This window comes from Eisenibacter elegans DSM 3317, assembly GCF_000430505.1.
Lineage (GTDB): Bacteria > Bacteroidota > Bacteroidia > Cytophagales > Microscillaceae > Eisenibacter > Eisenibacter elegans.
In genome coordinates this window covers 407,340-420,631 of record NZ_KE387152.1, presented here as the reverse complement: position 1 = coordinate 420,631, position 13,292 = coordinate 407,340, and the positions used below count along the sequence as shown (strand labels likewise).

General features: G+C 47.3%; 11 protein-coding genes. 3 read left to right on the top strand and 8 right to left on the bottom strand.

The window, feature by feature from the left end; translation table 11 throughout:
- Positions 1-112 precede the first annotated feature (112 nt).
- Complete coding sequence (locus G499_RS19815; RefSeq protein ID WP_051296207.1) at positions 113-2,131, bottom strand: DNA gyrase/topoisomerase IV subunit A; 2,019 nt, start codon at positions 2,129-2,131, stop codon at positions 113-115.
- A 730-nt stretch (positions 2,132-2,861) separates the two neighbouring features.
- Here G499_RS19815 and G499_RS0112040 point away from each other — a divergent pair.
- On the top strand, positions 2,862-3,566 hold the full coding sequence (locus tag G499_RS0112040) for a response regulator transcription factor (RefSeq protein WP_027000155.1): 705 nt from the start codon (positions 2,862-2,864) through the stop codon (positions 3,564-3,566).
- On the opposite strand, the gene G499_RS19810 is transcribed toward G499_RS0112040, so the two are convergent.
- The 6 genes from G499_RS19810 to G499_RS0112010 form a co-directional block, all read right to left on the bottom strand.
- Positions 3,554-4,027 carry a shikimate kinase gene (locus tag G499_RS19810; protein WP_051296206.1) on the bottom strand — a complete coding sequence of 158 codons (474 nt, stop codon included), beginning with the start codon at positions 4,025-4,027 and terminating at the stop codon, positions 3,554-3,556. The genes G499_RS0112040 and G499_RS19810 overlap by 13 nt on opposite strands.
- A 21-nt stretch (positions 4,028-4,048) precedes the next feature.
- Positions 4,049-4,960 carry a diadenylate cyclase CdaA gene (gene cdaA, locus G499_RS0112030; RefSeq protein ID WP_027000154.1) on the bottom strand — a complete coding sequence of 304 codons (912 nt, stop codon included), beginning with the start codon at positions 4,958-4,960 and terminating at the stop codon, positions 4,049-4,051.
- Between the two features lie 37 nt (positions 4,961-4,997).
- Complete coding sequence (gene folP, locus G499_RS0112025; protein WP_051296205.1) at positions 4,998-5,870, bottom strand: dihydropteroate synthase; 873 nt, start codon at positions 5,868-5,870, stop codon at positions 4,998-5,000.
- 115 nt (positions 5,871-5,985) lie between these two features.
- Entirely contained in the window at positions 5,986-6,687 is a 702-nt protein-coding gene (locus G499_RS0112020; RefSeq protein WP_027000152.1) for a hypothetical protein, read from the bottom strand.
- 47 nt (positions 6,688-6,734) lie between these two features.
- Positions 6,735-7,286 carry a DNA-3-methyladenine glycosylase I gene (locus G499_RS0112015; RefSeq protein WP_027000151.1) on the bottom strand — a complete coding sequence of 184 codons (552 nt, stop codon included), beginning with the start codon at positions 7,284-7,286 and terminating at the stop codon, positions 6,735-6,737.
- A 511-nt stretch (positions 7,287-7,797) separates the two neighbouring features.
- A complete protein-coding gene (locus G499_RS0112010) occupies positions 7,798-9,288 on the bottom strand; it encodes a Do family serine endopeptidase (protein WP_035727340.1) in 1,491 nt (496 codons plus the stop codon).
- 226 nt (positions 9,289-9,514) lie between these two features.
- Here G499_RS0112010 and G499_RS0112005 point away from each other — a divergent pair, with 226 nt between their 5' ends.
- Together G499_RS0112005 and G499_RS0112000 are read left to right on the top strand one after the other, a co-directional pair.
- Positions 9,515-11,683: a histidine kinase gene (locus G499_RS0112005; RefSeq protein ID WP_027000149.1), complete on the top strand. Its 2,169-nt coding sequence runs from the start codon at positions 9,515-9,517 to the stop codon at positions 11,681-11,683.
- Positions 11,684-12,106: 423 nt separating this feature from the next.
- A complete protein-coding gene (locus tag G499_RS0112000) occupies positions 12,107-12,757 on the top strand; it encodes a response regulator transcription factor (RefSeq protein ID WP_027000148.1) in 651 nt (216 codons plus the stop codon).
- Positions 12,758-12,765: 8 nt separating this feature from the next.
- Here the strand turns inward: G499_RS0112000 and G499_RS0111995 are convergent, their stop codons facing one another.
- Positions 12,766-13,236 carry a hypothetical protein gene (locus tag G499_RS0111995; RefSeq protein ID WP_161627741.1) on the bottom strand — a complete coding sequence of 157 codons (471 nt, stop codon included), beginning with the start codon at positions 13,234-13,236 and terminating at the stop codon, positions 12,766-12,768.
- Positions 13,237-13,292 lie beyond the last annotated feature (56 nt).

The window sequence follows — 13,292 nt, the reverse complement described above, 5'->3', positions numbered from 1 at the left end:
TCTTTTGGCATTGTCAAGCCAAAAAGTACGGCGAATTGTCTACCAACAACAAAGCCTTCAAGAGGCATCGGTGCACTCTCGAGGACTTCGGGTTAGTGATGGGCAGCAGAGGCTATTCGTCCTCATCTCCAAAAAGCGCATCATCCTCTTGTTTCCAAGGGCTCCATACTTTTTTGCCCTTCATTGAGAGGAGGCTTTTGGGGCTAAGCTCTATCCCACGGATAGGATATTTGGTAATGCGCTTGCCGATGCTGGTTTTGGAGCCAATTTCGATAACATCAAAATTGACCTCAAACACCTTGTCTTGCTTGGTAAAGCCTGTAACTAGCTCTACCAACACAATTTCGCCCTTATTGTCGGGGCTGACGCTGAGGTAGAGCACTTCGGAGTTGGGGTTGCGGCGGGTCATATCATAGTCGCGCTCCCTGATGGCGGTGTTGATTTGGAAACGTTTGGCGAAGGTCTGCCCTGTTTTGCCGTCTTTGTAAATCAGATTATAAAAATAGCCCTGTGTTTCTTTGTTAAAAACAGCGGTGTAGATGATTTCGCGCCCCATAAAGACCTTCTCATTGATTTTTTTGACGACATAGTTGCCATCGCGACGGAAAGCCAAGATTTCGTCTAGGTCGGAGCACTCACTGACAAATTCGTCTTTTTTGAGGCCATAGCCAATGAAGCCGTCCTTACGGTTTACATACAGCTTTTGGTTGTTGATGATGACCTCGGTTGCGTCGATTTTGTCGAACGTATCCAGTTTGGTTTTGCGTTCGCGTCCTTTACCATATTTTTTGAGCAGCTCTTTGAAGTACTTTGTTGCATAGCGGACAATGTTTTGGAGGTCATCTTCTACTTGCGTCAGGGTTTCTTGGTGGGCACGCATTTGCTCATCGGCCTTGAAGGTATCAAACTTAGAGATGCGTTTGATTTTGATTTCGGTCAGGCGGACGATGTCCTCTTGGGTAATTTCGCGATAAAACTGCGCCTTGTAAGGGGTCAGTCCTTTGTCAATAATCTGCAAAACCTGTTCCCAAGTTTCAGCTTCTTCGATATCGCGATAGATGCGATTTTCGATAAATATTTTTTCTAGTGAACCATAGAGTATTTTCTCTTGTAGTTCTCCTTTTTGGATACGCAGCTCTTGTTCCAAGAGGGCGGTAGTATGGTCTACATTGGCCTTGAGGATATCGTTGACATCCATAAACATAGGCTTATCATCCACAATCACACAGGCATTGGGCGAAATACTGATCTCACAGGAGGTAAAGGCATAGAGTGCTTGTTTGGTTACTTCGGGGTCGCTGCCGGGGGTGAGCTGTATTAGTATTTCGACATCCTGTGCAGTATTGTCTGTAATGTTTTTAATCTTTATTTTACCAGCGTCATTGGCCTTCAGGACGGAGTCGATGAGGCTGGTAGTAGTTGTTCCGAAGGGCAAATCTCTTACAACGAGGGTCTTTTTGTCCAGCTCTTCGATGCGGGCGCGTACTTTGATGCGGCTGCCTCGGCTACCGCCATTGTATTGCGTACAATCAACGATGCCTCCGGTAGGAAAATCAGGTAAGATATTGGTAGGTTTGCCTTTGAGCACCTCGATGCATGCCTCTATCAGCTCACAGAAGTTGTGGGGCATAATCTTGGTCGACAACCCCACTGCAATCCCCTCTACCCCTTGAGCCAGCAGCAGGGGAAATTTTACGGGAAGGGTTATAGGCTCTTTCTTGCGCCCATCATACGACTGCTGCCAGCGTGTAGTTTTGGGATTGAAGGTTACGTCGAGCGCAAACTTCGAGAGCCGCGCCTCAATATAGCGTGGTGCGGCAGCGCTATCGCCGGTGTTGATGTCGCCCCAGTTGCCTTGTGTATCAATAAGTAGGTTTTTTTGCCCTAGGTTGACCAAGGCCTCCCCTATGGAGGCATCTCCGTGGGGGTGGTATTGCATGGCTTGCCCGATAATATTGGCCACCTTGTGGTAGCGCCCATCCTCCATACTGTACATCGCGTGCAAAATGCGGCGTTGTACCGGTTTTAGTCCATCTTCGATGGCCGGGACCGCGCGCTCCAATATTACATAAGAGGCATAATCTAAAAACCAGTTTTCGTATACTTCGGAGACAGTGGGTAGTTTTTTCATACAGACGGGTCGTGCTTCACGAGGCTATTATTTGAAGGGCAAAATTGAGGTTTTTTGTGCATACTTCAAAGCAGAAGAGAGACGTATTTTTATAAAATTAGCAAACTCTTACCAGATGCGCAATATAGGCTCATAATAATAGCCGAGATAATACCATCTGGTTGCTTTTATCTGTTCAAACATTGTTTTTATCGTCCAAAAGTGCCTATTCCTCTAAAAACCACCTGCTTTCCCAGCCCAAAGTATTATGTTTGCGTTTATAACGAAGTAATGAATATGTGCCTATTTTGGATAAGCAGGCTTATTCTACCACACATTTCATTATATATTACCTAGCCATACTCCTAAGGCTTCACTACAGAGGCTCCTCAACACCTTCTTCGAAACATCCCTCACTGATTGGCCAAACCTCACAAGCCACGGCCGCATTAGGTGTAAGTTCACTGTTTCACAGGTAGAATTTGTACTGAAATGCCGTAAGGCTTGCTACCAAACCTCCTTATTAAATAATGTACAAAGTACGAGACAGGCTCGCACTAAGTACCTGATTGTATGTCCCTTGCTATTCATTTACGACCGTCCAGCCGCAAGGCAGGGATGTAAGTAGGAACATAGTTTAGGTCAAAATACATATTTTTAGGTATTTATGCCTGTGAGGGCTTTTTGTACTTTTGATTGTCGGTTTGTGTTTGAATTGCAAGCATAAGATATTTTACCCCAACGCTGATATATGAGAGTTACTGACGACAGAAAAACGACTGTTGCCATCGTAGAAGATCATCAACCTTTCCGAGAATATTTAGAAAAAACCCTCTCCGGGTACAAACAACTCGACGTGGTATTGACTAGCCCCGACGGTAAGGCTTTTTTGCAGGCGCTACCCACCCTTCCCCTGAAACCCCAAGTAGTTTTGATGGATTTGGAGATGCCTGAGTTGAATGGTGTTGATACCACTAAACAATTACTCAAGCTTCACAGCGACATTGTGGTGGCGATTTTGAGTGTACACGAGAGCGCACAATATATTCTGGACAGTATCTATGCCGGAGCCAACGGTTATATCCTCAAAAATAACATCCAGGTACACGAGCTGCCACAAATTATTCAGGCTTTGGCCGATGGACACTCCTACACCTCTCCCAAAATCACGAGTACGACTTTTAAGTATCTCCGCGAGCACTTGGTGCGCAACCACGCAACTGAGTCAGAAATTCCATTGACAGAGCGCGAGAAAGAGGTGCTTCAGCGCCTGATTACGGGTCAGAGCGCCAAAGAAATGGCCGCCGATATCCACATTGCCGTCAGCACAGTACAAAAGCACGTCAGTAATATTTACCGCAAGCTTGGTGTGAGCAATCGGGTAGAGGCTTCTCGTTTGGCGTTATCCAAGGGTTGGTTCAAGCGTATCGATAAGGACACCCCCTATGGTACGTAGCGGTATCGGGCTTGGAGATAATACGGTAGCCTTGCTTGATACAAAGCGTCTACTTTTTGTGTTACTGCATCTACAGAAAGCCCTTGATACAAAGGGCGCTCGTCGGGGGCAGCCAAGGTGCGCTCCACAATCACTGGCAGCGGCGTATCTACAAATACTGTGTAACCCAAGGTGTTGAGATACGCGATATTTTGATGGAAGCAAGGTGTTCCCCCACCTACCGACAGCACGGTATTGTCGCCAAAGCGCAAGTTTCTGAGCGTTTGGGCTTCCAACTTTCTGAATTCCTGTTCTCCTTCTTGTGCAAATATTTGGCCTATGCTTGCACCATAGTGTGTGGCGATGGCGTGGTCTAAATCCACAAAATGCCAGCCTTGCTTTTGTGCCAATCTTTGCCCCAAGGTGCTCTTGCCCGAGGCCGGCATTCCCAATAATATCAAGCAGCAGGGCGAGGCAATCATAGCATATATTTTTACAAAAAATTACTCTTTGGGGCTGGTGGCAGGGGCGGTTACCTTATCTTCAGGCGCTACTGTGCTGGCTGTGGCAGTGGGGTCGGTTTGGTCGCGTTGCTCTTCGTTGAGGGCAAAGTTAAGCTTTTGATAGAGCTGCTCTGCGGTGAGATTGGTCTGGATTTGTCCATTTTTGACCAAAGACATACTCCCGCGTTCTTCCGAAACTACCAAAACCAAGGCATCGGTTACCTCTGCAACGCCGATAGCCGCCCGATGTCGCAGCCCCATCTGTGCGGGAATCTCAGGGTTTTCGGATACTGGCAAGATACAACGCGCCGCTACCAAACGCCCATTCTTGTCGATGATGACGGCTCCATCGTGTAGGGGGCTGAGCTTGTTGAAGATAGAGAGCAGCAAGCGCTTGTTGATATTGGCATCGAGCATATCACCAGACTCTACATAGTGGCTCAGGTCAGAGCTGCGTGCAATGACCATCAGCGCGCCCATAGGCTCAAACTTTCCGTTGTGGTGGTGTGTGGCCATTTCGTGCATAGCCTCTACAATCGCCTGAATATCAATAGGGCTGGCCTGTAAAAAAGTACCTTTGAATACTGTTCTGAAAAACTGGTTGCGTCTAAAAAACTCAATCTTGCCTACAAAAAGTAAAAATTTGCGGATTTCTTGTTGGAATAAAATAAGCGCTGCAATCCCACCAACATTGATAAACTGCCCAAAAATGCTGCTCAATAGCTCCATTCCGAGCGCATCCACCCCTAGGTAGATACCATATATCGCCAAAATGCCAATCAAGATTTTGGAAGCTACGCTTCCTTTCGACCACTTATAAATTTTATATATAAGCAACCCCACCAGCAGAATATCAAGTATATCTGCCCACGAGACCTCCAAGAATCCTATACTAAAGTTGATGATTGTCATTCGCAGTGGTTCTTTTCAAATCGGTGATACCCTAATTTTAACTTGCCTCCCAAAAGCTTTCCATCAGTGTAACGACTTCTTTCGCGGCTTGTACGTCATGCACGCGCAAAATGTGTGCCCCGCCAAGCAAGGCCAAGCTATGTAGCGCGGTAGTGCCATTGAGGGCAGTGCTTGCATCAGGGTGGCCAAGGGTTTTGTAAATCATAGACTTACGGGAGATACCTACCAAAAGCGGCTTTTCGAGTATATGCAAGGTGGCCAAATGTTTCAACAAAGCAAAATTTTGGGGAATAGTTTTTGCAAAGCCAAAACCCGGGTCAACGATGATTTCGGAAACACCTTTGTGCTGCAAGATAGCTATTTTTTTTTGGAAATAGGCTACTAATTCGGGTAGTAGATGCTCATACTGGGTAAGTTGTTGCATTGTTTGGGGAGTGCCGCGCATATGCATCAAGACATAAGGCACTTGATAACGGGCCAACACGGCATACATTTGTTCGTCGGCTTGCCCGCCGCTGATGTCATTGATAATGGCTGCTCCGGCTTTGAGGGCTTCCTCAGCTACCGAAGCCCTAAAGGTATCGACCGAGAGGAGTACCTCCGGGTAGGTAGCTCGGAGTGCTTCGATGGCGGGAAGTAGACGTTTGAGCTCTTCGGCAGGGCTGATATTGTCGGCTTGAGGGCGCGAGGAGTACGCACCTATATCGAGTAAGGCAGCACCTTGAGTTATCATTTGCTGAGCCTGAGTCAAGAGCGCATCGGTTTGGGTGTAGCGCCCTCCATCAAAAAAAGAATCAGGGGTTACATTGAGAATCCCCATCACTAGGGGGCGGCTGAGGTCGAGGAGGTGATTGCCAACCCGCAAGACTTGAGGCGAAGGCGGAGCATAAGTGGGCTGAAAATGGCGCATAAGCAGTGATGTGTGATGGTATTGAGGGTATTGGTTTGGGCAGTATGTGTATTAAAACCCGTTGATTGTCCATAAAATAAACCCTCTTAGTCCTGTAATAAAGTAAATTTTGTTATCATTCTTCTTTGGGCTTAGCCAAGTGTAGCTTACGCAACACAAAAGTAGTGTCTAACCCTACGGCCAACTTGAGGTATAGTCCGCCTAGGTGGCGCTGTGCCCTAGGAGCAGCACCTCTCCAACCTCCGCCCACCTTTAGGGCTGCCCAAGGCCAGACGTAATAGTTAGCATGGCTGCCCAACTCCAGAGTGATGAGTGGATTTTGTTCGAAGCCCGCCTCGGGGTTTTGCGCAGTTTGGTTTCTGAGAAAATCAAACCCTAGGCCCATCTGCCCGTAGGCTGTCAGCCGAAACCGCCCGATGATGAGAAAATCAAACTCTTCTCCCAAGGTAGTCAATAGCCATCGGGTGCTTTGTTGTCTCATACCCTCTTCTTCGGTATCGAGGTTTTGGTCTAGCCATACCACACTGACTCCGGCTTTGAGGCGTAGTTTGTTGCTAAAACTGACCCCTGTGTAGCCTCCCCAGATGGTAGAGGCCTGCCCTCTGATGAGGGTCTGACGGTTGTCTAAGCCATAAATCAGTGCCCGTTTGCCTTTCAGCGCCTTCAGCGGATCTTCGAGATCTATGTGTAAGTGGCTGTGTAACTTCTTGCTTGAGTCTGCTTGGCTGTAGGCGTTAACCATACCCAAACATATCAAGGCCAACACATATACCGCGTTTAGCGGGCAAAAACGAAAAAGGATGGGTATAGCAGGCATTGTTCGTTTAAGGCTGATTTTTATTGTTGACAAAAAAAGGGGCTTTATTATGTGTGCTCGGCCCAAGCCGGTTTAGCAGCCAATACTTGGGCATACACGGGGCAATTTGGTTGATGGGCACCGGGCAAAATACCGATACTCATCAGAAATTCGCCCACAATCTCGCCTCCCATAAACTTAAAATGCTGCTTGAATAGTTTCACCCACTGCTCTTTAGGGAGGGGGTGGTGTGCCAATATCCACTGCTCAAACGAGCCGTGGCTTTGTTGTAATTGTAAGATTACCTTGGCGTTGTAAATAGCAGCAGCTACTTTGAGGCGGTTGCGAACAATCCCCGCGTCGGCCAAAAGCCTTGCCTCATCCGCTGCATCAAACGCAGCAACCTTGGCCACCGAAAACTGTGCGTATGCCTGCCTAAAGTGCGCTTCTTTGCGCAACATCAACTCCCAACTCAATCCCGCTTGGTTGATTTCGAGCAAAAGCCTCCCAAAAAGCGCACCATCGTCTTCTCGAATAGGGAAGCCATAGTGTTGGTCGTGGTAGATTTTGTGAAGGTTGTCAGCCTCAGTGAGGCTTTTGACATAAGCACAATAGCTCATAACTTTGACAATAAGTTACAAAGCTACAAAATTTGGCTGAGCTTGTGCTCCTAACGTATTTCAATCCTACTTGGTGCTTGCGGTAAATGACCACACACCGCCGGACATTTCTGGCAAAGTAGCTCGAAGCCTCAGCCCCGAGACAAGCTAAGGCCTCATTTTGGGGGGTAAAATGAGACTTCTCCCACAGTGTTGGTGGATATTTTAATGGTATGAGCGAGACGATACAGGCCATTGGGGCAATTAAGTTTTAAGAGCTTGTCTAAAATTCTCTTCATCGACACCAAAACACTGCTTTTGGGCTACTAAGTCGTTAAAAATGCTCACCGTAGCCCTCCCACGATTACAATCGTGGGCTGAACATCAGGCCTAGGCCTTTTGCTTAGTATCAGCACAAAAATCAGCTGTTTTGAGCGCCGCGCTGAAAATTTAGCAAAAAAACCGCCGGAGGGATTTCCGGCGGTATAACTGATTGCCCGATGTATCGGGAAGGGATGAAGGATCCTAAAGATTATTCTAGGCCGATACCATAGTAATACTTGGTGGGCTGATCGGGGTAGTAGCCTTCTATCAGAATACCCCCTTTGGTACGGCTCAACACTTGCTCTAATTCAGCAATATTGCGGATAGGTTTGCCGCCAATCTCTGTGATGACAAAGCCTTCTTGAATATTGGTATCTCGGCGAAGTTTGCCTTCGTATAGTTTACGTACACGAACCCCGTGGCTAAGGCGCATTTTTTGCTTTTGGGCAGCGTCTAGTTCCTCAAAATCAGCACCAAGACTTTGTAGGGGTTTGGCGGTTTCTTTTCGGACAATTTCCTCTCCTCCGCTACGGTTTTTGAAGGTTACAGAGATGGTCTGTTCCTGTTTGTTGCGGCGTACTTTGATATTGGTTTTTTCACCGGGGCGATACCTAGCCACGGCTTCCATCAACTCAGGCACAGTACGTACTTCTTTGTCGCCTACTGCCGTAATCACATCACCTTTGCGGATACCGGCGGCGGCGGCCGATCCATTGGTTACGAGGCTGTCTACATACACTCCTTGGTTGATGTCTATGTTCTTCTCTCGTGTCAGGGCTGCGTCTACCTCTCGGATATAGACCCCTAGGTAGGCGCGTTGTACTTCGCCAAACTCAATGAGGTCTTTGAGCACCTTTTTGACTAAGTTGACGGGCACGGCAAAAGAGTAGCCCGCAAAGGTGCCTGTCGGTGTCGCAATGGCTGTGTTGATGCCTATCAGCTCCCCACGGGTGTTGACCAACGCGCCACCGCTATTGCCGGGGTTGACTGCTGCGTCTGTTTGAATAAATGATTCTATTGGGGCTTGGTCACGGAGGAGGTTCAGGTTGCGGCCTTTGGCGCTTACAATACCTGCTGTTACGGTAGATTCTAGGTTGAAGGGGTTGCCTACAGCCAATACCCACTCTCCTACTTCTACCACATCAGAGTTGCCCATCAAGATTGCGGGCAGATCAGCGGCCTCTATCTTGATGACGGCCAAGTCTGTGGAGGGATCTGTACCGACCACGCGAGCCGTGTAGCTCTGCTTATTGTTCAACACCACTTCTATCTCTGCGGCATCTGCCACAACGTGGTTATTGGTAACGATATAGCCGTCTTTGCTTACGATTACTCCCGAGCCCGAAGATTGGGAGGGGCGGTTATTGCCGGGGCCTTGGCGAAACCGGAAAAAATCTTCCCCAAAAAACTCTTCGAAGGGATTCCAATCACGTTGTTGTTGGCGGGCAGTCCGCACTTGTGTGGCCTTGATGTGTACCACGGAGCGGGTGGTCTGAGCGGCAGCCTCTCTAAAGTCTTCGCCCATTGTTGCACCACCTTTGCTATTGACAAGCTTGGTGTCAACTTCTTTGGCAGGAGCTTCCCAAAAAACAACAGCCGCCTGACGACTGTCGAGCCAATAGTTGGCTGCCAAGGTCAAGGTACTGGCCAGAAGTGCCACTACGACCAAAGGGACCCATTGAGATGATAAATTGCGCATAGTAGTCAATAATTGTATAGTTTTTAAAAGTCTGTGTTAGTCAATTGCAAAACGGAACAAGGGGGCTTTTTAGTTTCAAGTCAGGGGGCAGATTAACGTTTTTTAACAGGAGGTACGCATCCTGAAACACTCCGGCTTTAGGGGCGTATTTTTCACGACAGTTTTGATACCTATTTGCGTAAAAACGGGCTTGTATGTATATTGCCCTATAGTACCAAACAGTCTTATGAAAAACGCTACCATACCGCTCAATTATCACGAGGTGTTTGACCGCGCCAACTTGCCTCAGCTGATTGTACAACCAAGCCTTATGGTTACGGCTGCCAATCAGGCGGCGATAATACAGCTAGGGCTGAAAGCAGGACAGACACTTTGGGAATATCTACAACCAGCTGACAGCAAGGGGGTTTCGGAGCTACTAAGTGCTGAAGACTGTGGGGATTTTGGGCAAAAATGTTGGATTGGAGGCAATGTGCGTGCTTTCACTTGGAGCCGGCTAGATGCGCAACACTGGCTCTTGCAGCTAGGAGTAACACAAGTAGAAGACCAACAGTGGTATCAACATATCTTCAACCAAATGCGTACGGCGGCGATTGTGTTAGATTGCCATCACGGCTTGCAGTTTTATAATGACAACGGTCGGCGCTACCTGACGGCTATGTTAGGTACACTGCCACCAGTAGGCCAAGAAGTGCTCTCGCGCTTTCCGCCAAGTGAGAGCAGGCTATTCAAGCAACAACTCGTCGAGCTAGAGCAGTCGGGGCAGAGCTACCATAGAGGTGTATTCCGACAGCCAGTCTTGGGGCAACGCAACCGCTACTATGAGGTAGAGACCTTGCTCTGGCCTCAAGAAGATGGCACTAATAGTGTCGTTTTTTTAATTAAGTTTCAAGCCAAACACGCCGAGCAGGAGTATATGTTGCGCCAAACTGAGGCCCAACTACAGGCCCTGCTTGACCATACCTCTGAGGCTATTTTTTCGATTGACTCTAAGGTCAAGCTTGTCTCTCATAACGCCACTTTTGCCAAGCTCTTCGAAAACCTGATGGGTGAGCCGCCACGTATCGGGATGTACCTCCCGCGCTACCTACATCGTACTGAGCGCAAGCGCTGGAAACGCTTTTTGGCAGAGGTTATCCACCGCAAGAAAGGGCCTAAGGAGATGTTGATCCAGATGATGAATGGCCGCTCAGTATTGCGTGAGGTCAAAACACATACCATCGAAGAGCATCTCAAAAGTGGGAAACCGCAGTATGTGGTGTTTTTTTTGAGAGATATCAGCCTACAAAAATCTTCTGAAAATCTCCTGCGCCGCGAAGAACTGCGCCTACAGTCAGTTTTTAACAGCATCACAGAGGCTATTTGTGTAATCAATAATAATCGCCGCCTGACGCTCTTCAATCGTGAATATGAGTATTTTGTAGAGCAGGCTCTAGGTATCAAGCCTTCGCAAGGGATGAAGGTTCCGCCCATTGGGAACAGCTCTCCAGAGCGTAGCCAGTGGCTGACTTTTGAGAACTTGGTTCATCAGAAGGGACACTATACCTATACTTGCCAAATTACGCTGACCAACAATCAACCCATTTGGTATGAAATCACAGGCAATAGCATTCAAAAAGATGGAAGCAGCATCGGCAAGGTCTATTTTATCAAAAATATTCAAAGCCAAAAAGAACAAGAAGAATCGCAACGGCTAGCTGCCAACCAAAAAATCGTGGATACCATCCGCAATGCCCGAACCCGAGCCAATGCACTCATCATTGGGGAGGAGAAAGAACGTGCCCGTGTGGCCAAAGAATTGCACGACAGTGTGGGGCAGATGCTCTCCCTGATGCGCCTACAAATGAGCGAGCTACAGCCATTCCAACAAACCCTTCCCACAGAAGTAATGCAGGTAATGGGGAAGCTGCAAAATACCCTCAATGAAACCATCAAGGAAGTACGCTACATCTCCAAAAACTTGATGCCAGCGGTATTGTCAGATTATGGCCTACACTATGCCCTCCAACAAATGCCCATAGAGCTCCAACAGACAACTCCCGTCAAGCTGCAAACCCAAATTCATTGTAAAAATAAAGGAGAACGCTTTGAGCCCGAAATTGAATTGGCTTTTTATCGTATTGCGCAAGAAGCTGTAAATAATGCGCTCAAACATTCTCAAGCCAAAAATATCTTCGTACAACTCATCGAACACGATACCTATCTCGAACTAACTATCGAAGATGACGGCAAGGGTTTTGACACTACCCTGTTTCAGAAAAACCCCAAAGGCCTAGGACTGAAGAGTATGAGCGACCGCGCCAAGGCCATTGATGCTGAAATTTTTATTGATAGTCATCCCGGCAAGGGTACCTTCATCTGTGTACAGATATACGAAAACTATCGACGCAATTGATTCGCAACAAATAAGTCTTGTTACTCGCTTTGTTGCTCAAACCCAATCAAAACTAGTTTGGGAAGTGTTTATGCTGAAAATCTTTGAGGTGTCTAGAAAATCAAATCTGGTGAGCCCTCAAATCAAGTAAATCTTGAGATACACACGGAATTCGTATTGATCACCCATAAATTGGCACAAAAGCTTTACTCAAAACTTTTATCAACACCTTCTAAAAATAAATTTACCCCACAAGTGCTTAGTCATCACACCTACAGTGTTTTTTATACCAAGGCTCACAAGATTTGCGGATATATTTCCCAATTTTGATTGGGTATGCAAAACCACAAACATTTTTTGTAATCTGCCGGTAAACGCTGTACTGCTTGGCCAAAGCCAACATTGAGGATTTATGTGGCACATACCTCCCAAACCCAAGACACTATGACACACACTACCGCCCCTCCATACCGCATCATTTGGCTCGAAGATCACCGCCTGATACGAGATGCGCTGCGTGAGCAGTTTGCCAAAAATAATATCACCTTGGTGGCCGATGGGCCTTTTACGGCCTGGGAAGAGCTAGAGCAAGTCGTCAAGCAAAATCTGCCGATTGATTTGGTGATTTTTGATATCAACCTCCCCGACAATACCAACGGGGTTGATTTGGCCGTACAGCTCAAGGCGCACTATTCACACATCAAAACAGCCATTCTGACGATGCACAACGAGGGTTTTTATGTCAATAAAGCCGTAGAAGCCGGGGTGGATGGATATTTTCAAAAAGATGGTGGCGTAGATGAACTCATTTCGGGCTTGGAGCGCATCTTCAAAGGCCACCGGTATTTCTCGCAAGCAGCCACAGATATGATGCTCAACTACAAGGCTGCTATCAACAGCCATAATGTACACCTCACCACCCGCGAACTGGAGATTATGAAATATATTGTGGAGGGTCACTCTACCAAGGATATTGCCCGAATATTGGAGGTAAGCCCCCGTACGGTAGATAACCACCGCAGCAGTATCTTGCGTAAGTTTAACCTCAACCGTACCATAGACCTGCTGCGTGTTGCGAAGGAACTGAATTTGTAGCCCTCTCCCTAACGCACATCTTTTACCAGCTCACGCAAAGCGCTCAACTCTTGTGCGGCTAGCGATGAGTTGTGTAGGAGTTGTTCTTGCCCTTGGGCATTTCGGGTAGAAGCTCTCAGGTACAAACGCTCGCAAGGTTGGTTGAGGATGGCCTCAAAATCGTCGAGAGCAACACTGAGCGGGGTGTTTTGGTGAGAGCTTTTATACGAAAAATCTTGTAAAGAGAAGGTTGTCAAAGCTGTCCAATGTTGGCCATCGATACTGGTAGTAATGAATACTTCTTTGGTTTGGTTTTCTAGGCTTACCATCAGGGTCATCATCAAGGTGGGGACACCTTCATAGTCAATGGCTACATCGAAGATGGGCATCCGTGATTGAGCAGCGACATTGTTCAAAAACAACAAGCTCAAAGCAGCACTCAAAGCAAAAATACGAACGATAGACAACATAAGTGTTTGGATGTATGGTGGGTGTGTCATTTTAATGTGTCAAATTTAACCCTATCAACGCAGAATCAAGCATTTAGGTATAGTCA